Annotated in this window: 22 protein-coding genes; 15 read left to right on the top strand and 7 right to left on the bottom strand. The window is 70.2% G+C overall.

All coding sequences use genetic code 11. The features are described from left to right. Positions 1–220 precede the first annotated feature (220 nt). Entirely contained in the window at positions 221–1,588 is a 1,368-nt protein-coding gene (gene eccB / locus A5691_RS19650; protein WP_068018543.1) for a type VII secretion protein EccB, read from the top strand. Here eccB and mycP read toward each other — a convergent pair. Beyond that, positions 1,556–2,833, bottom strand: coding sequence for a type VII secretion-associated serine protease mycosin (gene mycP / locus A5691_RS19645; RefSeq protein WP_231981031.1), 1,278 nt, complete (start codon positions 2,831–2,833; stop codon positions 1,556–1,558). The genes eccB and mycP overlap by 33 nt on opposite strands. Positions 2,834–2,844: 11 nt before the next feature. Further along, positions 2,845–4,269 (bottom strand): type VII secretion integral membrane protein EccD, encoded by a 1,425-nt coding sequence (gene eccD, locus A5691_RS19640; protein WP_068018664.1) that lies wholly within the window; start codon positions 4,267–4,269, stop codon positions 2,845–2,847. Positions 4,270–4,361: 92 nt separating this feature from the next. Between eccD and eccCa the strand changes: the two genes are divergently transcribed. From eccCa to A5691_RS19595, 9 genes are all read left to right on the top strand, one after another. Next, entirely contained in the window at positions 4,362–8,063 is a 3,702-nt protein-coding gene (eccCa, locus tag A5691_RS19635; protein WP_068018549.1) for a type VII secretion protein EccCa, read from the top strand. Further along, positions 8,060–9,283 carry a type VII secretion-associated protein gene (locus A5691_RS19630; RefSeq protein ID WP_068018552.1) on the top strand — a complete coding sequence of 408 codons (1,224 nt, stop codon included), beginning with the start codon at positions 8,060–8,062 and terminating at the stop codon, positions 9,281–9,283. The genes eccCa and A5691_RS19630 overlap by 4 nt, the downstream gene beginning before the upstream one ends. Positions 9,284–9,334: 51 nt before the next feature. Next, positions 9,335–9,652 carry a WXG100 family type VII secretion target gene (locus tag A5691_RS19625; protein WP_067754451.1) on the top strand — a complete coding sequence of 106 codons (318 nt, stop codon included), beginning with the start codon at positions 9,335–9,337 and terminating at the stop codon, positions 9,650–9,652. A 14-nt stretch (positions 9,653–9,666) separates the two neighbouring features. Beyond that, positions 9,667–9,963, top strand: a complete 297-nt coding sequence (locus A5691_RS19620; protein WP_067754454.1) for a WXG100 family type VII secretion target — start codon at positions 9,667–9,669, stop codon at positions 9,961–9,963. Positions 9,964–10,183: 220 nt separating this feature from the next. Continuing rightward, the gene (rplM, locus tag A5691_RS19615; RefSeq protein WP_007172542.1) at positions 10,184–10,627 is read left to right on the top strand and encodes a 50S ribosomal protein L13; all 444 of its coding nucleotides are present in this window, start codon (positions 10,184–10,186) and stop codon (positions 10,625–10,627) included. Then, positions 10,624–11,112 (top strand): 30S ribosomal protein S9, encoded by a 489-nt coding sequence (gene rpsI / locus A5691_RS19610; RefSeq protein ID WP_082950421.1) that lies wholly within the window; start codon positions 10,624–10,626, stop codon positions 11,110–11,112. The genes rplM and rpsI overlap by 4 nt, the downstream gene beginning before the upstream one ends. Positions 11,113–11,261: 149 nt before the next feature. Continuing rightward, complete coding sequence (gene glmM / locus A5691_RS19605; protein WP_067754457.1) at positions 11,262–12,599, top strand: phosphoglucosamine mutase; 1,338 nt, start codon at positions 11,262–11,264, stop codon at positions 12,597–12,599. Between the two features lie 43 nt (positions 12,600–12,642). Next, positions 12,643–12,972, top strand: a complete 330-nt coding sequence (locus A5691_RS19600) for a type VII secretion target (RefSeq protein ID WP_068018554.1) — start codon at positions 12,643–12,645, stop codon at positions 12,970–12,972. 2 nt (positions 12,973–12,974) lie between these two features. Beyond that, positions 12,975–14,291 (top strand): hypothetical protein, encoded by a 1,317-nt coding sequence (locus A5691_RS19595; RefSeq protein WP_068018558.1) that lies wholly within the window; start codon positions 12,975–12,977, stop codon positions 14,289–14,291. Positions 14,292–14,295: 4 nt separating this feature from the next. Here A5691_RS19595 and A5691_RS19590 read toward each other — a convergent pair whose 3' ends face one another. The 5 genes from A5691_RS19590 to A5691_RS19570 form a co-directional block, all read right to left on the bottom strand. Further along, positions 14,296–15,339 carry an LLM class F420-dependent oxidoreductase gene (locus A5691_RS19590; protein WP_068018667.1) on the bottom strand — a complete coding sequence of 348 codons (1,044 nt, stop codon included), beginning with the start codon at positions 15,337–15,339 and terminating at the stop codon, positions 14,296–14,298. A 48-nt stretch (positions 15,340–15,387) separates the two neighbouring features. After that, positions 15,388–15,738, bottom strand: coding sequence for a nuclear transport factor 2 family protein (locus A5691_RS19585; protein WP_068018560.1), 351 nt, complete (start codon positions 15,736–15,738; stop codon positions 15,388–15,390). A gap of 25 nt (positions 15,739–15,763) precedes the next feature. Then, entirely contained in the window at positions 15,764–16,603 is an 840-nt protein-coding gene (locus A5691_RS19580; RefSeq protein WP_067754466.1) for a dienelactone hydrolase family protein, read from the bottom strand. A 23-nt stretch (positions 16,604–16,626) separates the two neighbouring features. Continuing rightward, positions 16,627–16,860, bottom strand: coding sequence for an Rv1535 family protein (locus A5691_RS19575; protein WP_068018563.1), 234 nt, complete (start codon positions 16,858–16,860; stop codon positions 16,627–16,629). 421 nt (positions 16,861–17,281) lie between these two features. Beyond that, the gene (locus tag A5691_RS19570) at positions 17,282–17,719 is read right to left on the bottom strand and encodes a DUF2510 domain-containing protein (protein WP_067754472.1); all 438 of its coding nucleotides are present in this window, start codon (positions 17,717–17,719) and stop codon (positions 17,282–17,284) included. Positions 17,720–17,767: 48 nt separating this feature from the next. On the opposite strand from A5691_RS19570, the gene glmS reads away from it, so the two are divergent. From glmS to A5691_RS19545, 5 genes are all read left to right on the top strand, one after another. After that, complete coding sequence (gene glmS, locus A5691_RS19565) at positions 17,768–19,633, top strand: glutamine--fructose-6-phosphate transaminase (isomerizing) (RefSeq protein ID WP_067754475.1); 1,866 nt, start codon at positions 17,768–17,770, stop codon at positions 19,631–19,633. 7 nt (positions 19,634–19,640) lie between these two features. Then, a complete protein-coding gene (locus A5691_RS19560) occupies positions 19,641–20,477 on the top strand; it encodes a DUF4436 domain-containing protein (protein ID WP_067754614.1) in 837 nt (278 codons plus the stop codon). A gap of 132 nt (positions 20,478–20,609) precedes the next feature. Then, positions 20,610–21,506, top strand: a complete 897-nt coding sequence (locus A5691_RS19555) for a DUF4436 domain-containing protein (protein WP_067778560.1) — start codon at positions 20,610–20,612, stop codon at positions 21,504–21,506. 45 nt (positions 21,507–21,551) lie between these two features. After that, complete coding sequence (locus A5691_RS19550) at positions 21,552–22,391, top strand: DUF4436 domain-containing protein (protein WP_067754481.1); 840 nt, start codon at positions 21,552–21,554, stop codon at positions 22,389–22,391. Then, a complete protein-coding gene (locus tag A5691_RS19545; RefSeq protein ID WP_068018567.1) occupies positions 22,388–23,236 on the top strand; it encodes a DUF4436 domain-containing protein in 849 nt (282 codons plus the stop codon). Before A5691_RS19550 ends, A5691_RS19545 begins: the two co-directional genes overlap by 4 nt. Positions 23,237–23,295 lie beyond the last annotated feature (59 nt).

The raw sequence follows: 23,295 nt of genomic DNA, 5'->3' as shown, positions 1-23,295 counted from the left end.
CGCAGCAGGAATAGGTAGCCGCTGACCTGCAGCCCGGTGGTCGGCTGACGCGGCACTGGTCCCCCTACCCTGCGCAGTTGTTGCACACACGCTAAAGCGGGCATAGGTCGGGCCGCTTAATTGATCCACAGGCCAGCGAACTTTCGAACCGTGCTTAGGGTAGGTAAAGTTACGGCGTGTTTTCTCACCGGATAGGTCGCTGCGCAGGGTAGGGGGACCAGTGCCGCGTCAGCCGACCACCGGGCTGCAGGTCAGCGGCTACCTATTCCTGCTGCGTCGCCTTGAATGCGCGTTGCTGGGCGGGGATGTCCACACCCTCAGCGATCGCACGCGGGCGCGAACGCCGGCGCTGACGATCGGGTGCATCCTGGCCGCGATCGCCGTCGCGGCGGCCGCGGCCCTTGCTTTGCTGCGGCCCCGGGTGGCGCTGGATGGCGCGCAACTGGTGATGGGACAAGAGTCCGGGGCTCTCTACGTGCGGGTGGGCGACACCTGGCATCCGGTGCTGAACCTAGCGTCGGCGCGGTTGATCGCGGCGACGGCGGCCAAACCCCAGCCTGTGCCGGAAGCGGACCTGGCCCGCGCCAAACGCGGACCGCCGCTGGGTATCCCGGGCGCGCCGCAGCTGATCGGGGAGCCGTTGAAGGCGGACGAGTCGTCCTGGGCGATCTGCGATACGGACCACGCCGGCACCACGACCGTCCTCGTGGGCCGCACGGACGACGCGGCGGCCCGCCGCTTGAGCGCCGGCGAGGCCGTCCTGGTCGCGTCCGGCCCGGGTTCGCCCGCCTACCTGCTCTATAACGGGCAGCGGGCCGTGCTGGACCTCGCCGACTCCGCGGTGACGCGCGCTTTCCGGCTTGAGCGCCGCGCGCCGCGACCCGTTTCGCCGGCGTTGCTGGGCGCCATCCCCGAGGCGCCACCGATCAGCGCGCCGCGGATCCGGGGCGCGGGCGAGAAGGCGGCGGGATTGCCGGGGTTCACGATCGGCAGCGTGGTGCGCATCACGCGGGCCGGCGGTGACGAGTATTACGCGGTGCTCGCCGCCGGGATTCAGCGCATCGGACAACTGGCTGCCGATCTCCTGCGCTTCAGCAACCCGCAGCGCACCAGCAACGCCGTGACGGTCGCACCCGACGCGATCCGCGCCGCTCCGATCGTCGACGCGCTGCCGGTGGGTAGCTTCCCCGACCGGGCGCCGACACTGCCGGACGACAACGGCACGTTGTGCGTCTCATGGCAGGCGGCGCCATCCGGCCAGGCCGGTGCCGCGCTTCTCACCGGCAACCGAGTGCCGTTGCCGCCCGGTCAGGCGCCGGTGACCTTGTCACGGGCCGACGGGCCCGGCCCCGCGCTGGACGCCGTGTACGTGCCGCCCGGCCGGAGCGCCTACGTGCGAGTCGGCACGCGGTACCTGGTCACCGACACCGGAGCGCGGTTCCCGATCCACGACGACGACGCCGCGCGGGACCTTGGGCTGCCGGCGGCGATCCCGGCGCCGTGGCCGATCCTGCAGACCCTTCCCGCCGGCCCCGAGCTCAGCAGACAACAGGCGTCAACCGCCCGCGACTTCGTCCCGGCCCCTTAGTCGGCCCCTCGCCACACCGACGGCCAGCGCGATGCCCAATCCCGCGAGGCAGGCGACGACGCCGCGCAGTGCGGTGTGCCGGGCGCGCGCGTTCGGCGGCGCGCCCGCCGGGGGCGCGGCGATAGGCGCCGGGTCCGGCGTCGGCGTGGACTCCGGCGCAACGACATCGGTGCTCACCGCCGCCAGGGCGTCGATCGTGCCGTGACCGACGAGCGGATCCCACCCGGCCGGCGGGTGATGCGCCGTCGACTCGATGCGCTGCATCACCTGCCGGGCGGTCAGCACCGGAAACCGGGCCCGGATCAGGGCGGCCAGCCCACTGACGACCGGCGCGGCATAACTGGTGCCGGACACCGGCGCCGAGCCCAGCGGCGTGACCGCCTCGCCGGGGGCGGCGACGTCGACCCAGGGCCCGGCGAGGGTGAATGCCGACGGCGCCCCCTCGTCGTTCACCGAACCGACGGTGAGCACATAGTCGTCGTACCACGCCGGACTGACCGCGACCGTGACGGTTTCCCAAGTGGCGTCCAAGCGCTGCGGAGGGCACTGCGCGGCGCTGCCCGTGTTGCCGGCCGCGGCGACGACGACCGCGTTCTTGATGTCTACTGCGTAGGCCAGCGCGGCGCCGAGCGCGCGGTCATCGAGCGTCGCGGCAGCCGGAACGCAGGCGACCGAGGAGATGTTGATCACCGAGGCACCCAGATCCGCGGCGGTGCGGACGGCCTTCGCCATGGTCTCGACGTCGCCGACGCCGGTGCGGGACCGATCGCTGGCGGGGGAGAACTTCGCGCTGGACTGGCGAATGCTGATCAGGGTGGCTTCGGGCGCAACGCCGCTGAATCCGGACACGCTCGAATCCCGTTCCGCTGCAACGATTCCGGCGACCAGGGTGCCGTGCGCGTCGCAATCCTGGGTGCCGTCGCCGTTGGAGACGTAGTCACCGCCCGGCACCACGTTCGGCAGCGCTCGCTGCGGCGAAACGCCGGTGTCGATGACCGCGACCCGTTGCCCGGCGCCGCGGGTCAGCGGCCAGACCCGCGACAGGTCGAGGATGTCGGGCGGCCGGTTGGGTGCCGGTCCCGTCGTCACGGCCGCGCACACCTCGCGTTGCACCGTCGGAAACGCGGCCGCGGGTCGCGCCGGCTTCGGTAACCATTTGTCGTCGATCTGCGGCGGCGAAACCGCCTGCGCGGTCGGTGCTGCAAGCGGCGACACCAGCGCCCAGACCAACGGGAGGCACGCGATGGGAGACGCCCTCACCGGAAATGCAATCCCCGGACGGCCCCGTACAGTCCGCAGATCCAGCAGGTCAGCGGGGCGGTGGCAACCAGCGCGAGCCACTCCAGGGCGTCGGCGGCTCGGCACAATACGCGTGGACTGGAGATAGCGGGCGCGACGAAGCCGAAATAGACGGCCCCGGCTGCCAGCGTTGCCGTCGCCGCGGCCACCCCAGGCCCGCGCCCCGGCGCGCTCGAGACGGCTACACCGAACGTCGTTCCTACGACGGCGATTCCGGCGATCACCAGCGTCAGCATTCTGGCGTTATCACTAGTACGCGCACGCAGCAGTAGCAACGCGCCGGTGATGCTGCCAAACGCGATGCAAGACAAGCGCGGTGCGCCGGCCAGGACGGTGACGACGGCGCCGACGGCCGCCGACGACGCGAACGCGGCAAGCAGGCTCGACGCCCAGGCGTCGGCGCGGAGTGCGCGCGCCACCAGGTGCGTCCCGTTTGCTTCGGTCTCGTCGGATCCAGCCATCGGCCGCACCCGGGGCGATAGCCCCGCCAGCACGATCGACAGCCGCGCCGCTACTCCAAGCAGGCCAAGCGATGTCAGCGCCGATGCCGCGCCGACCGCGTACGGCGGTGCGCCGGTGATCGCCCCCACCAAAGCGGCGATCGCGACGATCGTCGCGGCGCACGACACGGCGGTCAGCACGACGACGGCGCAACGCGAGGCCCGGATCGCCAGCACGCAGGTGGCCGCCGCCGCCGTCGCGGCCAGCAACACGTTGCATACCCCCGGCCCGCCGGGCACCGCCAAAAAGCCGCCAACCGCCGCGAATGTCGTTGCCATCGCGTTGAGCGCCAGCCCGGCGACCGCATCGCGGCGGAACCGGTGCGTCAAGGCGGCCGACACGAGGGCGATCGCGGCCAAGATCACCAACACGGCCACCGTCGCATGGCGATCACGGTCGGCGCCGCCGCTGAGCGTGTTTCGGGTCAGGGCGAACATGCCGACGACGGTCAGGGCGTTCGCCGCCACCGCGCCGGCGAGCCGTACCGCGAACCGGTGCCCGGTATTCGTCGAAGCGCCGGAACCCGCCAGCGCCTCGGACACGGCCTCCGCCGGATCGTGGTGCAGGAAGCGCGGCGGCGGTGGAGAACCCTGGCTCAGTAACAGAACCGCGCCGTCTCCGATGCCGTTCTGCGCCAGCGTTTTCGACGGGTCCAGAGCGGACGAGCCGGGGGGTGAAAGGTGGTAGCGCTTCGCGGTCAGACCGTCGTCGCCGTCCCGGGCCTGCAGGATGTCGACGATCGACGGCGTCAGGACGCCGACGGGGACCTCGGCCGGGAGGGCCAGGTCCGCGACGGCGGAGCCGGCATGGATTGACACCCGGCACAGCCCCAAATCGGTTGCAGGCAAACGTGACCCCTTCAGTCGTAATGCTGAGAACATAGCGACCATCCGGCAGCCGGGTGTGCCGCTGTCCACAGGTGACTTGTCGTCGAATGGGGTGCTGCCTACGGTCGTCGAACGGGAGGGACGAGATGGCCCAGGACTTCGTGCCGGAAGGGCGCCGGCGGCCGCCGGCGGTGCCGACCGCGGACCTCGTCGTCGATGCACCGCCTGAACCGCCGTCACCGGCGGCGCCTGGCCTGCTGTCCCGGTGGCTGCCCGCCGTGTTGGCGGTCGCCGGAATGGGCGTCATGGTTGCGGCGTTCGCGTCGGGCTCGGGCGGCGCCCGCACACCCATGTTCGTGACCTTCCCCGTCATGCTGCTGGCCTCGACGCTGGTGACAGCACTTTCCGGACGCGGCCGCCGCCGTGGCGGCGGGGTCGACGCCGATCGTCTCGGCTACCTCGCATACCTCAGCCGGCTGCGCAATACCGTCCTCGAAACGGCTGCCGCACAGGGTTACTCACTGACGTGGGACCACCCCGACCCGGACACGTTGTGGACACTGATCGGGGGTCGGCGGATGTGGGAACGGCGGGCGACCGACCCCGACTTCTGCCTTGTCCGCGTCGGTACCGGGCCCCGGCCGCTCGCCACAAGGTTGGTCGCGCCCCAGCCCGCGGACATCACCGACCCCGTCACCGCCACCGCATTGGATCGCTTCCTGCGCACGCATGCGACGATCGTCGGGCCGATCGCCGTCCCCCTGCGCGAAAGTCCGTGCGTCACCATCGACGGCGACCCGACCGGCGCCCGCGGAACGTTGCGCGCGATCATCTGCCAACTCGCCGTCTTGCACCCTCCGGATCAGTTGCTGATCGTCGGCGTGATCGGCGACCGAGACCGTTGGCAATGGGAATGGCTGAAATGGCTTCCGCACAACCAGCATCCGACGGCGGCCGACGGGGCGGGGCCGGCGCGGATGGTGTACCGCGACATGGACGAGGCGCGGGCCGCGCTGACCTGCGTGCGTCCGGCGCACACGGTGGTGGTCGCTGACTTGGACCGCGACGTCGAAGGGCTCGCGGGCGCGACCGTCCTTCAACTCGGCCGGGGCCGCGATGACGCGCCGGTGACGATCACCGGTGCCGGCGAAACCCAGAGCCCGGCGCGCCCCGACCGGTTGGACCCCCAGGAGGCGCTGGTATGCGCCCGCCGGCTGGCGATACACCGGGTGGGCACGGGCCGTCGCGGCGGCGACGGGGCGGGGTGGCCGGTCCTGACGGGGATTGACGATGTGGACGGTTTCGACCCGATCACAGTGTGGGATGCCCGAGATCACCGCGATCGGCTCCGCACCCCGATCGGAAGCCAAGCCGACGGCGTACGGGTGGAGCTGGACATCAAGGAGGCCGCGGACGCCGGCGTGGGCCCACACGGGCTGTGCGTCGGGGCCACCGGCTCCGGCAAGTCGGAGCTGTTGCGCACGATCGCACTGGGCATGATGGTGCGCAACTCTCCCGAAGTGCTCAATCTGCTGCTCATCGACTTCAAAGGCGGCGCAACATTTCTCGACTATGCGCGGGCCCCACACGTGGCCGCGGTCATCACGAACCTCGCCGACGAGGCGCCGTTGGTCGCCAGGATGCGCGACGCCCTGGCCGGTGAGATGAATCGCCGGCAACGGCTGCTGCGGGCGTCCGGCCATATCAGCGTGGCGGCGTACGAGCAAGCCCGCCGGGCGGGCGCCAGGTCGGCCGCCCTGCCCAGCCTGTTCATCATCGTCGACGAGTTCTCCGAGTTGCTCACTCAGCATCCGGATTTCACCGACATGTTCGTGGCGATCGGGCGGCTCGGCCGATCGTTGGGCATGCACCTGCTACTGGCGAGCCAGCGGCTCGACGAGGGCCGACTGCGCGGGCTCGACGCCCACCTGTCCTATCGGATCTGCTTGAAGACCCTGTCGGCCGCCGAATCACGTGCCGTGCTGGGGACCTCGGACGCGTACGAATTGCCCAACAAACCCGGCTTGGGTTACCTGCGTACGAGCGGGGGAGAGCTCATCCGCTTCTGCGCCGCTTACGTTTCGGGCCCGGCGGCGTCCGGCGTGCCGACCACGGCATCCGTGGCGAATCCGTCCGTGCGCACGTTCGGAACCCGAAGCGTCGGCGCCATCACCCGAAGGGTCGAGGCCGGTGCGTCGTCGCCGCGGACGACGCTGCACGCCGTCCTGGACCGGCTGTGCGGGCATGGCCCGGCCGCGCACCAGGTCTGGCTGCCACCGCTGGGCCCGGCGCCCGCTCTGCAAACCCTGCTCGATGCCGGTGCGCCCGAACGAGGCGTCCTGACGATTCCGCTCGGCGTCGTCGACCGGCCCTTCGAGCAGCGGCGGACGCCGTTGCTGGCCGACTTGCGCGGCGCCGCAGGCAATGTCGCGGTCGTCGGGGCGCCACAGTCGGGCAAGTCGACGGCGATCCGCACGGTGATCACCGCGCTTGCGGCCACCCACTCCCCGCGGCAGGTGCAGATCTACTGCCTCGACTTCGGCGGCGGGGCGCTGACGTCGACACGGACAATTCCCCATGTCGGCGCGGTCGCTGGGAGGGCCGAACCGCGCCTCGTCGCCCGGATCGTCGCCGAATGCGAGTCGGTCATTCGTTCACGCGAGACCTTTTTCGGCGACCGTGGTGTCGGATCGATCACCGAGTACCGCCGGCTGCGCGCGCAGGGCGCGGCGCCGGACGCCGATCCGTTCGGGGATGTCTTCCTCGTCGTCGACGGCTGGGCGAGCCTGTGCCAGGAATTCGGTGCGCTGGAGCCTTCGGTGACCGCAGTTGCCTCCCAGGGGCTTTCCTTCGGCGTACACGTGGTGTTGTCCGCATCGCGGTGGGCCGAGATCAGGCCGGCGCTACGCGACCAGATCGGCACACGCATCGAGCTGAGGCTGGGTGATCCCGCCGATTCCGAGCTGGACCGGAAAGCGGCCCAACACGTTCCGCGTGGCAAACCGGGTCGCGGTCTTTCCGGCGACGGCTCGCACATGATGATCGCCCTGCCGACGGCCGAGATCGGCAGCGCTGAATCGGTCGCGCCGCCGATACCGTTGCTGCCCGCGCTGATCGAGCGTCACACGGTCGTGGAGGCGGCGGGTCCCGGCCTCGGCCAACGTATCCTGCTCGGCCTCGAGGAGCGCCGACTGCAGCCCGTGCCGTGCGAGTTCGACCGGTGGGCCCATCTTCTCGTGCTCGGCGACAAGGGATGCGGCAAGACGTCGACCCTGCGAACGCTATGCCGCGAGATCGTCCGAACGAAGACGCCGGCGCAAGCGCGCCTCGTCATCGTCGACTTTCGGCGCTCCCTGCTCGGCGTGGTCGAGTCGGAGCACCTCGGCGGGTATGCCGTGTCGCCGGGCTCGCTGGCCGGCACGCTGCCGGATCTGCTCGACCTGCTGGAGCGGCGAATGCCCCCGGCCGACGCGAGCCAGGCGCAGCTGCGAGCCGGGTCCTGGTGGTGCGGGCCTGAGATCTACGTCGTGGTCGACGATTACGACCTGGTCGCCGGCCCGTCCGCCAACCCGCTGGCTCCGCTCACCGAATACCTGCCCTTTGCAACGGATCTGGGCTTGCACATGGCCATCGCGCGCCGAAGCGGCGGCGCCGAGCGCGCATTTTTCGAGCCCCTGCTGGCGGGCGTGCGTGAGCTCGGCTGCATGACCCTGATGATGAACGGATTCGCCGCCGACGGTGCGCCCTTCGGCTCGGGTCGGCCCGCGCCGTTGCCGCCCGGCCGCGGCGTCCTGCTCACCCGCCCGGGCGACGAACAACTCGTCCAGGTGGCCTGGAGCGCTCCGTGAACACACACCGCGCCATCATCGAAGTGGGTCCCGGCGCGATCCGCCGATTATGTTGCCGGACAAGCGCCGTCGCCGACGAGCAGACCTCCGAGATCATCGCGGCCGCGCTGAGTGCGATCGACGATCGGGTCGCGTTGGTGGGCGGGCGACCGATAGCCGTTGCGTCGCTGTGGGCGGACGCGCTGCGCTCCGTCGCCTGTACGGGCGGCAAGGGCATGGTCGTGCTACACCCGTCCTGGTGGTCGTCCTTGCGCGTCGGGGTCGTGAGCCGCGCGGCCGCCAGCGTGTCCGACGACGTGCTGGCGCGGCCCCGGTCGTGGTTGCTGAAGCGGGCCGGCGGCCCCGATGCGGACGCGGCGACCGTGGTGGAGATCGCCGAGCGGATGGTGGTGGTGGGTGACGCCGCCGTCGCCATCCGGCGCGGGGCGCAACCGTGCGCCGTCGCCGACGAGGTGATCGCCGCGGTAGCGGGCCGCCCCGCGGGCGTCCTGCTGATCGACGAGCCGAGCACCATCGCCGGGTCGTCGACGCTGGCTGCGGCGATCGCCGCCGTGGCGGGCGGCAACGGGCGGACGGTGGTGCGAATCGGTGCCGCCCGGCTGGCCCGGCTCGCCCGGCTGGCGGTGTCCGATCTCGATCGGCCAGCCAAGCCGGGCGACGATCGTGGCCGACCCCGTGCGCGGACGCTCGCCGGCATCGGCGCGGCCGGCATCGTGCTGGCCGCCGCGGCCCCGGCCGGGATCAGCGCCGACCGGCACCGTCCGGTGACCGCGCCGACGGTCCAGGCCGTGCCGACCACGTTTCTGGTGGAAGGCCGGGTGGCGGTGGCGGTGCCGGCGGATTGGCCCACCCAACGGGTGGTCGCCGGGCCCGGGTCGGCGCGGATCCAGGTCACCTCCCCGTCCGACCCCGAAGTGGCGTTGCACGTCACGCAGTCACCGGTGGTGGGCGAGACGCTGAGTGGCACCGCCGAGCGGTTGCAGCAGGCGATCGACGCCGAGCCCGCGGGGGTGTTCGTCGACTTCAACCCCTCCGGCATCAGCGCAGGCAGGCCAGCGGTGACCTATCGCGAAGTGCGCGCCGCCCATCACGTGCGGTGGACGGTGCTGCTGGACGGCCCGGTGCGGATCAGCCTCGGATGCCAGAGCCGGCCCGGCGGCGAAGAGGCCGTACGCGGCGCCTGCGAGCAGGCCGTGCGCTCGGCCCACGCGGTCGGATGAACCCCGAAAATTCGGTGGAACCAAATGAGCGTTGTCCGGGTCGAACTTGGTATGAGTGCACCCAACACACTGAGCACCGACTTCGACTTGATGCGGTCGGTCGCGGGCAGCACGGACGCCCGCAATGAGGAGATCCGGGCCATGCTGCAGGCGTTCATCGGCCGCATGGGTGCGGTGCCCGCGTCGGTGTGGGGCGGGGCGGCGGCCGCGCGGTTCAGGGATGTGGTGGATCGCTGGAATGCCGAGTCGTTGCGGCTCTATCACGTCCTGCACGCGATCGGCGAGACCATTCGGCAGAACGCGGCCACCCTGCAGGAGGCCGGCCATGACCACGCGGCCCACATCGCCGCCGCCGGCGGAAACCTGTGATCGGGGGATCTTCAGTGGAATCAGCGTTGTCCTACAACTTCGGTGAGATCGAGTATTCGGTGCGGCAGGAAATCCACACCACATCGGCCCGCCTGAACGCCGCGCTGGATGAACTCCGGGCCCAGATCGCCCCGCTGCAGCAGCTCTGGACGCGCGAGGCTGCGGCCGCCTACCAGGTTGAGCAGCAGAAGTGGCACCAGGCGGCGAGCGCACTCAACGAGATTCTGGTCGATCTCGGCAACGCGGTGCGCGACGGCGCGGACGAGGTGGCGAACGCCGACCGGCGGGCGGCGAGCGCCTGGGGACGCTAGCCGCACCCACAGTCGTCTGTGTGGTCCCGGCGGAGGAGAGCCGCTGGGACCACGCAGTCGTTTTGACCTGCGGGGACGCTCATCGGTAAGCTGCTCGGTTGGCGTGCGGTACGCCGGGGTCTCGGGTCAATGTCGGTCGCCGAGAAACACCTCACCGCAAACGCCTGACCGGCACCCGGCTCGACCCGGGATCCACCTCGAGAAAGAAAAGGTAAGCGCTGTGCCCACCTACGCGCCAAAGGCGGGTGACACCACGCGGTCGTGGTACGTCATCGACGCCACGGACGTGGTGCTTGGCCGCCTTGCCGTCGCGGCAGCCACCCTGCTGCGCGGCAAGCACAAGCCGACGTTCGCCCCCAATGTCGACGGCGGTGACTTCGTCATCGTCATCAACGCCGACAAGGTCGCCCTCTCCGGCGACAAACTGCAGAGCAAGCTGGCTTACCGCCACTCGGGGTATCCCGGCGGCCTGCACTCGCGCACCACCGGCGAGCTGATGGAAAAGCACCCCGACCGCGTCGTCGAGAAGGCGATCGTCGGCATGCTGCCCAAGAACAAACTCAGCCGTCAGATCCAGCGCAAACTCCACGTCTACGCCGGCCCGGAGCACCCGCACGCCGCTCAGAAGCCGGTTCCGTACGAGATCAAGCAGGTGGCCCAGTGACCGAAACGACCGAGGCCCTGGAAACCACGGCCACCCCGGAAACCCCCGACGTCCCGGCCGAGGCGCCCGCCCCCGCGGCCGCCGAAGCCTTCGTCTTCGACCGGCCCATCCAGACCGTCGGCCGCCGCAAGGAGGCCGTGGTGAGGGTGCGCCTGGTGCCCGGCACCGGCAAGTTCGACCTGAACGGCCGCAGCCTGGAGGATTACTTCCCCAACAAGGTGCACCAGCAGCTGATCAAGGCCCCGCTGGTCACGGTGGACCGGGTGGAGAGCTTCGACATCTTCGCCCTGCTGCACGGCGGCGGCCCGTCGGGCCAGGCCGGGGCGCTGCGGCTGGGCATCGCCCGGGCGCTGATCGTGGCGCAGCCCGAGGACCGGCCCGCGCTGAAGAAGGCCGGCTTCCTCACCCGTGACCCGCGCGCCACCGAGCGCAAGAAGTACGGCCTGAAGAAGGCCCGCAAGGCGCCTCAGTACAGCAAGCGCTGATCGACCATCACTTTCTGGCCGCAACGGGGCGTCAAACTGGGACGTTCCGCGCTTGTATCGGCGTGTCTGCGCCCAAACGCGCCCCGTTTCGGTCAGAAAAGAACGGGCACGTTAGGTGAACGACCGCCAACTGTGAGAGGTTTTTCCGCATGGGTCGACTATTCGGCACCGACGGTGTCCGCGGGGTCGCCAATCGCGAGTTGACCGCGGAGCTGGCGCTGGAACTGGGCGCCGCGGCCGCGCGGCACCTGGCCAGCGCGGGCGGACCCGGGCGGCGCGTCGCCGTGATCGGGCGCGACCCCCGGGCCAGCGGCGAGATGCTGGAAGCCGCGGTGATCGCCGGGCTGACCAGCCAGGGCGTCGACGCGCTGCGGGTCGGGGTCCTGCCCACGCCCGCGGTGGCCTACCTGACCGGCGCGTACGACGCCGACTTCGGCGTGATGATCTCGGCGTCACACAACCCGATGCCCGACAACGGCATCAAGATCTTCGGCCCCGGCGGCCGCAAGCTCGACGACGAAACCGAAGATCGGATCGAGGCGCTGGTCACCGCGGAAATCGGGATGCGCCCCGTCGGCGCCGGGATCGGCCGCGTCATCGACGCCGAGGACGCCGACGACCGCTACCTGCGCCACCTGAGCAAGGCCAGCACGCTGCGGCTCGACGGCCTGACCGTGGTGGTCGACTGCGCGCACGGCGCGGCCTCGTCGGTGGCGCCGCGCGCCTACCGCGCGGCCGGGGCCCGGGTCATCGCGATCAACGCCGACCCCAACGGCCTGAACATCAACGACAACTGCGGCTCCACCCACCTGGATTCGCTGCGCGCCGCGGTCATCGACCACCGCGCGGACCTGGGGCTGGCCCACGACGGGGACGCCGACCGCTGCCTGGCCATCGACGCCAACGGCGAGCTCGTCGACGGCGACGCGATCATGGTCGTGCTCGCGCTGGCCATGCGCGAGGCCGGCGAGCTGGCCTCCGACACGCTGGTGGCCACCGTGATGAGCAACCTCGGCCTGCACCTGGCCATGCGCGCCGCCGGTATCACCGTGCGCACCACCGGGGTCGGCGACCGCTACGTCCTCGAGGAGCTGCGGGCCGGCGACTACAGCCTCGGCGGCGAGCAGTCCGGCCACATCGTGATGCCGGCCCTGGGCTCCACCGGGGACGGCATCGTCACCGGGCTGCGGCTGATGACGCGCATGGTGCAGACCGGCTCGTCGCTGACCGAGCTCGCCGCGCCGATGCAGACGCTGCCGCAGGTGCTGATCAACGTCCGGGTGGCCGACAAGGACACCGCCGCCGCCGCGCCCGCCGTGCGCACCGCGGTCGGCGACGCCGAGGCCGAGCTCGGTGACACCGGCCGAATCCTGTTGCGCCCCTCCGGAACCGAGCCCGTCATCCGCGTCATGGTGGAAGCGCCCGAGGCGGACGTCGCCCAGCGCGTGGCGAATCGGGTCGCCGAGGCGGTCAGCTCCGCGCACTGAATCTCCCCGGAACCGGGGCGCGTGCCCGGGCGTCGGATTAGGCATGAGATTCGACAGGGGAACACGACCCGTCACCGTGGCCCGCACCGAGGTCGACGTCGCGGCGACGCACCGCGTGGCAGACCAGTTCCGCGCCGCCGCCGACCTTCTCGACCGCGCCCTCAGCGATCAGCTGGGCAGGCTGGCTTTCGGCGGGGCCGCCGCCGGCCGGGCGCACACCGCGCGCGGCGACGCGCTGCGCGTCGAGTTGGAGCGGCTGACCGCCGAAGTGGCACAGTGGTCGCGCGCGTCCGCCGAGATCGCCAGCGCCCTGCGCGTCAGCGCCGACCGCTACGCCGACGCCGAGGCGTACGCCGCGGAACGGATCGCCTGAGCGTGGCCGAGCGGTTGGATGTCGCCGGGCGCCTCGCCGAGGGCCTGCCCGCCGTCGAGCACACCGAGCTGTACGTGCGGGCCTGCCATGCCCTTGGCTACCAACATCCCGACCTGACGGCGCATCCCGCGCAGATCCGCGACTGGTATGCCACCGAAGACGGCCTCGATCTGCGCGCCCTCGACCGCGACTGCGCGGAGCTGCGGGCGGCGGGCGACACGGTCGCCGAGGCGTTGCGGGTGCAGCGCGCCCAGATGGCCGAGTTGGCCGCGGCGTGGGTCGGGCCCGCCGGCGACGCCGCGGTGCGGTTTGTCGAACGCCACTGCGACGCCGCCGGGGCGGTCGCCACCGAACTGCGCGCGGCCGCCCAGCGGTGCGAGTCGCTGCGCGACAACCTGTGGTACCTGGTCGATTCGAAGGTCGCGACGGCCATCTCGGTCGACGACGGCACCCGGTCGCAGCGGCCGGCGTGGCTGGCCGCCGCCGCCACGGTCACGGCCGGGGCGGGGGACCGGCACGCCGCCGAGGAGATGGTGCGCGGGCAGGTGATGCCCTACGTGGACAACGAGATTCGCGACGACTGGCTGACGACGATGCGGTCGACGCGCGACGGTATCGACACCGCCTACGACATGGTCACCGAACGGATGGCCGCCGCGCCGATGGTGCGCTTCGAGACCCCCGGGGATCTGGGACCCGGCTACCAGCCGGTGCGGGCGGCGCCGCCCGCCGTCGCGCCCGTCGCGGTGGTGCCCGCGGCCGCGATCCCGAGCCCGCCGCCGGATCCGGCGCCGACGGCGGCCACGCTCGCGCCGGCTCCGGTTCCCGCCGCGCCGCAACCTGATTGGGGATCCGCGCTCGGCGACGCGGGCGTCATGCCGGCGGGCGATCTGGGCGGTGGGCTCGGTGGTGGCGCCGGTGGTGGTGGTGCGGGTCTGCTGGGGTTGGCCGGCAGGATCGTCGACGCGGTCGGTGGGCTGATCGGCTCGGCCGGCGACGAGGCGGGCGCTGGCGATCCCTTCGACGAGGGCGACGCCCTCGACGAGGACCCCTTCAAGCCCGACGACGAGGACGACGAGCCCATCAGGACCGAGGACAGCGAAAACGCCGCGGACACCGGAGGATCCGAGCCCGACGTGGCGGCTCAGCCGCGGGCGGCGCCGCAGCCGGCGGATACGCCGGCGCCACCCGTCGAAGCGCCGGCCAACCCACCGCCACCGGTTGCCCCGCCCGCGGCGGGCGGGCCCGTGCCGCCGGCGACCGATGGGAAGACGCCCTGCGAGGTCGCCGCGGACCAGCTGCCGCAGGCGGGGCAGTGATGGCTCAGGCCGGGCGGATTTGCAGCACGTCCTCGACGAAGCGCACGGATTCGGCGCGGTCGGTGGCCAGCGGGCTGAGCAGCAGCGTCGTCACACCGGCCTCGGCGAAGGCGGCCAGGCGCTCGGTGACGTAACCGCGCGGGCCGACCAGCGACATGCCGCGCACCAGCTCGTCCGGCACCGCGTCGATGGCCTCCTTTTTGCGGCCGGACAGGTACAGCTCCTGGATGCGGTCGGCGACCTCGCCGAACCCGTAGCGCGTCGCCAGGGCGTGATAGAAATTGCGGCCCTTGGCGCCCATCCCGCCGAGGTAGAGGCCCAGCTGCGGCTTGACCCACGCCAGCCGCTCGTCCACGTCCTCGCCTATCGCCACCGACGCGTGCACCATGACGTCCAGCGGCCCCAGCGCGGGATCGCGCTTGGCGGCCCCGGCCGCCAGCGCGTCCCCCCACACCGACGCGGCCTTGTCCGGCAGGTAGAAGACCGGCTGCCAGCCTTCGGCGATCTCGGCGGTCAGCTCGACGTTCTTCGGGCCCAGCGCGGCGATCGTGATCGGAATGCGTTCGCGCACGGGATGATTGATGAGCTGCAGCGATTTGCCCAGCCCCGTCCCGCGGTCGGGCGGCAGCGGGATCTGGTAGTGCTTGCCGTTGTGCTGCAGGCGTTCCCGCCGCCACACCTTGCGGCAGATCTCCACGATCTCGCGGGTGCGGCCCAGCGGCGCGTCGAACTCGACGCCGTGAAAGCCCTCGATCACCTGCGGCCCCGACGTGCCGATCCCCAGCCGGAAGCGCCCGTCGGACACGAAATCCAGCCCCGCGGCCGTCATCGCCAGCAGCGAGGGGGTGCGGATGTAGATGGGGAACACCCCCGAGGCCAACTCGACGGTGTTCGTCTTGGCCGCCAGGTACCCGAGCTGGCTGACGGCGTCGAAGGCGTACGCCTCGGCCACCACGGCGATGTCGATGCCGGCCTTCTCGAGCTCCACCACGCGGTCCACGGCCTGGTGAAAGCCGCCCGAATAATCCAGGGCGATCCCGATTCGCATCAACGACAGATACCACGACGGCACCCCGGCGCCGCGGCCGCTCGGAGTTCAGCCGGCCGAGTTGCCCGTCCAGTACTCCGCGAACCGTCGACCGTCTGCCGACAGCCGCAGGATGTCGTTGCCGGTGAAGGACACCGGTCCGTCGGGCCCGCGGCCCGTGCCGACCCAGCGACCCGCCACGAGGTCGCCCTCGGCGAAGGGTCCCAGTTGGATGGCAAAGGTCAAGTCGGCCATCATGTTTCGGGTCTCGTCGACGACCCGCGCAAGCTCCTCGGGACCGTGGACGTCCCGGCCGGGCCAGTGACCCACGAAGTCGACCATCACGATCTCGGACGCGACGGGCCGGCCCGCCCAGAGCTCGGTGATCCAGCGTTCGTAGAGCGCGCGCACGGTCGACACAGTGGGCAATTACCCCGTTGCCGCGTCACTTCAACAGCGCGACGATCTTCTCCTCGAGCGCGACGGGGGCGGCCTCGGCATCCAGCGGTTCCGTCTTGGGCAGCGCCACGTCGGGATCGGCGAAATCGCGGTAGGTCTTGTCGCCGCCCAGCGTGTAGAGCAGGTAGCCGGTGAGCAGCGCGCGCACCGTCCGCTGCGTGCGCCGGTGCGGGCTGGCCAGGCCGAACACCTTTGTTAGCCGTCGGCCCTCCACCAGGCCGCCGGGCTGGGCCTTGCTGACGACCCGCAGCGTGGCCGCGTCCCACGCCCGGGACAGCGACAGCGCGTTCGACGTCAGCGACTTCGGATCGCCCGGCGCGGTCAGGATCAACCCCGGCAGCTTGAGCGTCGCCGCCGGTGCCTCGGCCGGGGGGCTGGTGACCGCGGGAAACAACGCCGCCGCGGCGGCCGGCTTGTTCGGCATGCCGGCCGCGGCGAACACCGCCGCCGAGCCGCCGAAACCGTGTCCGACCACGCCGAGCTTGGCCGGATTCACGCTGATCTTGCCCGGCCCGAGCCGCACCCCAGAGACGATGTCCAGCGCGGTGCCGAGGTCGAAGGCGAAGTTCAGGACGGAAGGGGCCAGGCCGCGCTCGGTGTCGGGAGCGCCGGCCACGATGCCCCAGGACGCCAGGTGTTCGAGCAGACCCGCATAGCGGCCGGCCTTGGTCAGCCAGTCGTGCCCGAACGCGACGCCGGGCAGACCCAGCCCCGCCTCCGGGGTGTAGACCACCCCGGGGAGCCCGGCGAACGCCAGGTCACCCCGCAAAACCCGATGCGGACCACGGCGGTTGAGCGCTGCGAACAGCTTGCGGGTGCGGGCCACGCGTCGACGTTAGCGCATCCCGGTCAGGCCATGACCTCGATGACGCCCACCCGCCACAGCGCCGCATACATGTGGCGCAGCGGGAAGCTCAGTAACTTCGCGGCCGTGTCGACCATCGGGTCGCCACTGGCGATCGGCTCGCGATGACGCCGCCGGGGCGCGGGCTTGGGGGCGGGCTTGGGGGCGCGCGCCGGCGCGAGCGTCAGGCTGGGCACGGGCAGCTCGGTCATCACATCGTCGAACAGAACAGCGGTCATGATTCTCTCCTAAAAGAAGCGGTGCGGAATTTCGGATTAACATTTACTAACGGTTAGCTATCCGGCGGCTTACGCATTATCTGGGCAGTTATTTTTAAGCCAAATAATTAGTCGGCCGTCTAACGCAGTTTCCGGGTAGCTGGACTATCATCATTGATGTCTGCATAAAGGTTCTATTGCTACGAAGATATGGTCGCGCTCTGCGCATTTACACTGTTGAGCCGCATGGCTCGCCAGGCGGTAGTGATCAGGCGGGCGTCAACGAGCTGTCCTTTCTGGTGGCTCCGACGGTTGCCGGTTGTAGCCGATTCCAGAATTCTAAGTAGGCAGATTGGTTCAGCGATGACGCAAACGAAAACGCCACAAATACATCAGGTGAAAAGCGTTTCTATCGTTTATGAAGACGATGTAAAGGGGATGGTCAGCGGCCCTGGGCCGGAAACCCGGGTGGATTGGTCCACGGTGTCCACCTGACTCCGTCCCAATACCGGTGCCCGGGCCCCGACGGGTCGCCGTACCAGCCCGGCGGCGGACCGGCGGCCGGGGGCGGGGCGGGGACGTGGGCGGCGCCGGGTGGCAGCGCGGCCAACTTGCGAACCTGCCGCATCGCGTTCCAGTTGGAGACCAGCGCGACCCAGTTCAACACCAGCAGCGAGAGCAGGCTCCACCAGCCGGCCAGCAGGTTTTGCGTCTGCGCGGACCGGTATGCCCGCTCGCACTGCTCGAGGGTGCCCGTGACGGCGTAGCTGCGCTGCTGCCAGAAGATGACTGCGCCGATGTGCTCGATGAGCCGGACGGAGAACTGACGGTACGGGTCGGTCACAACAAACCTTCCTGCGCAGGTGGGCGGCCTAACCATAGCCTCGGCGTGCGGGGTTGGGGGTGCGCCTGCACTACCCTGGTTCGAATGTGCGGAATCGTCGGCTACGTCGGGCAGCAGCCTGCCTGCCAGGTCGTCATGGATGCGCTGCGCCGGATGGAGTATCGCGGCTACGACTCGTCGGGCATCGCACTGGTCAACGGCGCGGGAACGCTCACCGTGTGCCGCCGCGCCGGCCGGCTCGCCAACCTGGAGGACGCGGTCGCGCAGATGCCGCCGGAGTCGATGGGCGGCACCACCGGCCTGGGTCACACCCGCTGGGCCACCCACGGGCGCCCGACCGACCGCAACGCGCACCCCCACCGCGACGCCGCCGGCAAGATCGCCGTCGTCCACAACGGCATCATCGAGAACTACCCTGGCCTGCGCCACGAGCTCGAGGCCTACGGCGTGGAGTTCACCAGCGACACCGACACCGAGGTGGCGGTGCACCTGGTGGCGCAGGCCTACCGGCACGGGCCGACCGCCGGCGACTTCGCGGCCTCGGTGCTGGCCGTGCTGCGCCGGCTGGAGGGCCACTTCACGCTGGTGTTCACCAACGCCGACGAGCCCGGCACCATCGTGGCCGCCCGTCGCTCCACCCCCCTGGTCATCGGGATCGGCGACGGCGAGATGTTCGTCGGCTCCGACGTCGCGGCGTTCATCCCGCACACCCGCAACGCCATCGAGCTCGGGCAGGACCAGGCCGTGGTGATCACCGCGGACGGCTACCGCATCACCGACTTCGACGGCAACGCCGACGTCGAGTACCGCGAATTCCACATCGACTGGGACCTGGCCGCCGCGGAAAAGGGCGGCTACGAGTACTTCATGCTCAAGGAGATCGCCGAGCAGCCCGCCGCGGTGGCCGACACCCTGCTCGGGCACTTCATCGACGGGCGGGTGGTGCTCGACGAGCAGCGGCTCTCCGACCAGGAACTGCGCGAGATCGACAAGGTGTTCGTCGTGGCGTGTGGCACCGCGTATCACTCCGGGCTGCTCGCGAAGTACGCCATCGAGCACTGGACCCGGCTGCCCGTGGAAGTGGAGCTGGCCAGCGAATTCCGCTACCGCGACCCGGTGCTGGACCGCAGCACCCTGGTGGTCGCGATCTCGCAGTCCGGGGAGACCGCCGACACCCTGGAGGCCGTCCGGCACGCGAAGGAGCAGAAGGCCAAGGTGCTGGCCATCTGCAACACCAACGGCTCGCAGATCCCCCGCGAATGCGACGCCGTGCTTTACACCCGCGCCGGGCCCGAGATCGGCGTCGCCTCCACCAAGACATTCCTGGCGCAGATCGCCGCCAATTACCTGGTGGGCCTGGCGCTGGCGCAGGCCCGCGGCACCAAGTACCCCGACGAGGTCGAGCGGGAGTACCGGGAGCTGGAGGCCATGCCGGACCTGGTCGCGCGGGTGCTTGCGATGATCGAGCCGGTGGCCGCGCTTGCGCATCGGTTCGCCCAGTCCTCGACCGTGCTGTTCCTGGGCCGCCACGTGGGCTACCCGGTGGCGTTGGAAGGCGCGCTCAAGCTCAAGGAACTGGCCTACATGCACGCCGAGGGGTTCGCCGCCGGCGAGCTCAAACACGGCCCGATCGCGCTGATCGAGGACGACCTTCCCGTCATCGTCGTCATGCCCTCGCCAAAGGGCCAGGCCACGCTGCACGCCAAGCTGCTGTCCAACATCCGGGAGATCCAGGCGCGCGGGGCGATCACCATCGTGATCGCCGAGGAGGGTGACGACACCGTGCGGCCCTACGCGGACCACCTGATCGAAATCCCATCGGTCTCAACCCTTTTGCAGCCGCTGCTGTCGACCATCCCGCTTCAGGTGTTCGCCGCGTCAGTTGCCCAGGCCCGAGGTTACGACGTTGACAAACCCCGCAACCTCGCCAAGTCCGTCACCGTGGAGTAGCCGCCGCCTGAGGCTGGCCGCCTTGGGTGTCGTGCTCCTGATCGGCGCCTACATCGGTTCGATCGCGCTGTACGTCGACAGCGGCATGGGTCATCCCCATGTCGTGGTGCAGGGTACGCAGGCGGGAGACGGGACGATGTTGACGAACGACGTCGAAGAGATCCAGTCGCACAACAGCGTTCTGATCGCCAACATCACCGTGCAGCCTGGCCCCGGGCTGCTGGACCCCCGCACCCACACCCTCAAGGACGACCTCCACATCTTCGCCGCCTCGACCGCGACGAGCAGCAGGCAAACGTGGCCGAAAGGCACGCTGCCCACCGTGTTTCGGGTGTCGCTCGTCCTCACCGGCGAGGTCGCGGACTGGCCGCTCGACGAATACCACTCGGGGCCCGTCGTCGCCCAACTGTCGTCCGGTCCGGAGAACACACCGGTGCCCGCGACGGTGACCCTGGTCGACCGGCTGCTCGGTTGGAAAGTCGACGTGACCCGCGTCAACGACGCCGACCCGACCGGCCCGTTCCGGGTGGACCTGTCCAGGACTTCGAGCACGGTGGTTTTCGGGGTCGCCATCCTGTGCGTCCTGATCGGGCTCGCCGGCCTGGGCGCGTTCGTCGCCGTCCAGACGTCGCGCGACCGGCGTAAATTCCAGCCGCCGATGACGACCTGGTATGCGGCGATGTTGTTCGCGGTGATGCCGCTGCGCAATGCTCTGCCCGACGCGCCGCCATTCGGAAGCTGGATCGACATCACGATCGTGGTGTGGGTGATCGTCGTGTTGGGGATATCGATGGGGCTCTACATCTCGTGCTGGTGGCGGCATCTGCGACCCGAAGCCGCCTAGCCGACGCCCCTGCGCCGGCCACGTCCGTCACCGCGGAGTAGTTCCGCCGCTTCGGCCGTAACGCCGCGTGATCCGCGGCGGTTCCGTTAGATTGCTCTCGGGTAACAAGCCACTCCACGGGGTAGGAGCAGCATGCGATCGGCGGTCACAAGACTCGCCACGGTGGGCGTCATCGTGCTCATTCTCGGGACATACATAGCGTTGGTGGGCCTCTACAAGGACACCGTCGAAGGGTCCGCCCCCGGCACCCTGAGCGACAATCCGGAGACGGCCGCCCAGAGCATGGCCACCTTGACCGTGGAGGAGATGCAGTCCAACTACAGCGCCGTCGTCGCCAACGTGGCCGTCGCGCCGGGGCCCGCGCTGCTGGACCCGGTCACCCACCGCCTCAAGGAAGATCTCGTGCTGCGCGTTCGATCTTCGGCCCAGCCCAGTCGCAAGGACTATTCGCCGGGCATGCTTCCCGGCGTCTTCCCGCTCCCGCTGACCATCGCGGGTCACGTGGAGCGCTGGCCGTTCGACAGCTACACGTCGGGTCCGATCGAGGTGCAGCTCTTCCCCGGGGGCGATACGACGAAGCCGCCCACACTCATCCCGGTGCGACTCATCGACCATTTGTCGGGCTTCAAGGTCTCCATGAGCAAGATCCCGGGCCAGGAGGCGTACCGCATGCACGTGCGGCGCGCGCTGAGCACCGCGGTGTTCGGGATGGTCATTTGCGGCGTGCTCATCGCGATCGCCGGCCTCGCCGTTGTCGTCGCGGTCCAGACGCTGCGCAACCGGCGCAAGTTCCAGCCCCCGATGACGACGTGGTACGCCGCGATGCTCTTCGCGGTGGTGCCCCTGCGCAACGCGCTTCCCGGCCTACCCCCGTTCGGGGCGTGGATCGACGTGACCATCGTGCTGTGGGTGATCGTCGCGTTGGTGACGGCGATGCTGCTGTACATCGTCTGCTGGTGGCGCCACCTGAGGCCGGAGCCTCAGGTCGTCGCGCCGACGGCGGATCCGGTCCCGGCGTCATCGGGCTGATACCCCTTTCGCTTCAACACATTTCGTTATCGAGTAGGGGGGGTCGTGAGGTACGGCGTCATAGCGTTGATCGTGGGCGTCGTCGGGGCCTACGTCGCCTCGGTGGCGCTGTACGCCAACAGTGGGGGTCACCATCACCACCAACAGGCGGTGGCCGGGGGTGACCGCAGCACGGCGACGTTGGTCGTCGAGGACATCCAGTCGAACTACAGCGTGCTGATGGCGAACCTGTCCATCTCGCCGGGGTCGGGCCTGCTGGATCCGCAAACCGGGCATCTCAACCAAGACCTCGGCCTCCGCGTGCGATCCGTGGCGACGCCGACCCGCCGCACCTGGACCAAGGGCATGCTCCCCGGCGTCTTCCCCGTCCCGCTGACCATCGCGGGGGAGATCGAGAATTGGCCCTTCGACCGTTACGGTTCGGGGCCGATAGAGATCGAGCTCATGCGCGGCGGCAGCGACACCGTCGCCGAGCGGCTGCCGGTGACCTTCGTCAATCACCTTTCCGGTTGGCAGGTGTCCGCCGACGGACCGGGTCCGTACCGGGTGAGCGTGCACCGCTCCCTGAGCGCGGCGGCGTTCGGCATCGTCATCTGCGCCGTGCTGGTCGCCATCGCCGGGCTGGGCCTGTTCGTCGCCGTTCAGACGTTGCGCAACCGCCGGAAGTTTCAGCCGCCGATGACGACGTGGTACGCGGCGATGCTGTTCGCGGTGGTGCCGTTGCGCAATGCGCTGCCCGGCTCCCCGCCCTTCGGCGGCTGGATCGACATCACCCTCGTGTTGTGGGTGCTCGTCGTCCTGGTGGTGTCGATGCTGCTCTACATCGCCTGCTGGTGGCGGCATCTGAGGCCCGACGTCCCTGCGGCGCCGGCGAATCCGTTATGAGGTTCGCCGTCGTAGGACTCATCGTGTCCGTCCTTGCGGCATACGTCGCGTCGGTCGCGCTGTACGCGCACAGCCGCACCGCGAATCACCGGGCGGAAGTCCCGGCCGCGGGCGGCAGCAGCATCGCGACGTTCACGGTCGAAGACGTTCAGTCCAACTACAGCGTCGTCGTCATCAACCTCGCCATTTCGCCCGGATCGGCCCTACTGGATCCCCAGACGCAGCACCTCAACGAAGACCTCAGCCTGTGGGTCCGATCCGCGGCGACACCCACCCGCCGGAGCTGGACCAAGGGCATGCTGCCCGGTGTGTTTCCCGTCCCGGTGACGATTGCCGGGGAGATAGAACGCTGGCCCTTCGATCGCTACGAGTCCGGGCCGATCGAGGTCGAACTCCTGCACGGCGGTGAGGGAGGCGTGCCCGAGCGCCTGCCCGCGACGTTCGTCAACCACCTTCCGGGCTGGCAGGTCACCGCCGACAACGGCGGAGGGCTCGGTCCCTACCGAGTCACTCTGCGGCGCTCCCTGAGCGCGGCGGCGTTCGGCATCGTCATCTGCGGCGTACTCATCGCCATCGCCGGGGTCGGCCTGTTCGTCGCGGTCCAGACGCTGCGTGACCGGCGGAAGTTTCAGCCGCCGATGACGACGTGGTACGCGGCAATGCTTTTCGCGGTTGTGCCGTTGCGCAACGCGCTACCCGGCTCGCCGCCCTTCGGCGGCTGGATCGACATCACCATTGTTCTCTGGGTGCTCGTCGTGTTGGTGATATCGATGCTGCTCTACGTCGCCTGCTGGTGGAGGCATCTGCGGCCCGACCCTCCGCAGCCCGGCGCGCCCCCCGCTTAGGTGCGGCAACCCAACGGTCCGCGTGCGAAGGTAAGGACGTGACGAACGCACCGGTGCGG

The sequence above is a fragment of the Mycobacterium sp. E183 genome, from assembly GCF_001667735.1.
Classification (GTDB): Bacteria; Actinomycetota; Actinomycetes; order Mycobacteriales; family Mycobacteriaceae; genus Mycobacterium.
This window is presented reverse-complemented; position numbering and strand designations above follow the sequence as displayed.

Coding starts and splice junctions, on each gene's coding strand:
- A5691_RS19625 (WP_067754451.1), top strand. CDS start 9,335: ATGAGTGCACCCAACACACTGAGCACCGACTTCGACTTGATGCGGTCG.
- eccD (WP_068018664.1), bottom strand. CDS start 4,269: ATGTTCTCAGCATTACGACTGAAGGGGTCACGTTTGCCTGCAACCGAT.
- A5691_RS19545 (WP_068018567.1), top strand. CDS start 22,388: ATGAGGTTCGCCGTCGTAGGACTCATCGTGTCCGTCCTTGCGGCATAC.
- A5691_RS19555 (WP_067778560.1), top strand. CDS start 20,610: ATGCGATCGGCGGTCACAAGACTCGCCACGGTGGGCGTCATCGTGCTC.
- A5691_RS19590 (WP_068018667.1), bottom strand. CDS start 15,339: ATGCGAATCGGGATCGCCCTGGATTATTCGGGCGGCTTTCACCAGGCC.
- A5691_RS19575 (WP_068018563.1), bottom strand. CDS start 16,860: ATGACCGCTGTTCTGTTCGACGATGTGATGACCGAGCTGCCCGTGCCC.
- glmS (WP_067754475.1), top strand. CDS start 17,768: ATGTGCGGAATCGTCGGCTACGTCGGGCAGCAGCCTGCCTGCCAGGTC.
- A5691_RS19570 (WP_067754472.1), bottom strand. CDS start 17,719: ATGGTTAGGCCGCCCACCTGCGCAGGAAGGTTTGTTGTGACCGACCCG.
- glmM (WP_067754457.1), top strand. CDS start 11,262: ATGGGTCGACTATTCGGCACCGACGGTGTCCGCGGGGTCGCCAATCGC.
- A5691_RS19600 (WP_068018554.1), top strand. CDS start 12,643: ATGAGATTCGACAGGGGAACACGACCCGTCACCGTGGCCCGCACCGAG.
- eccCa (WP_068018549.1), top strand. CDS start 4,362: ATGGCCCAGGACTTCGTGCCGGAAGGGCGCCGGCGGCCGCCGGCGGTG.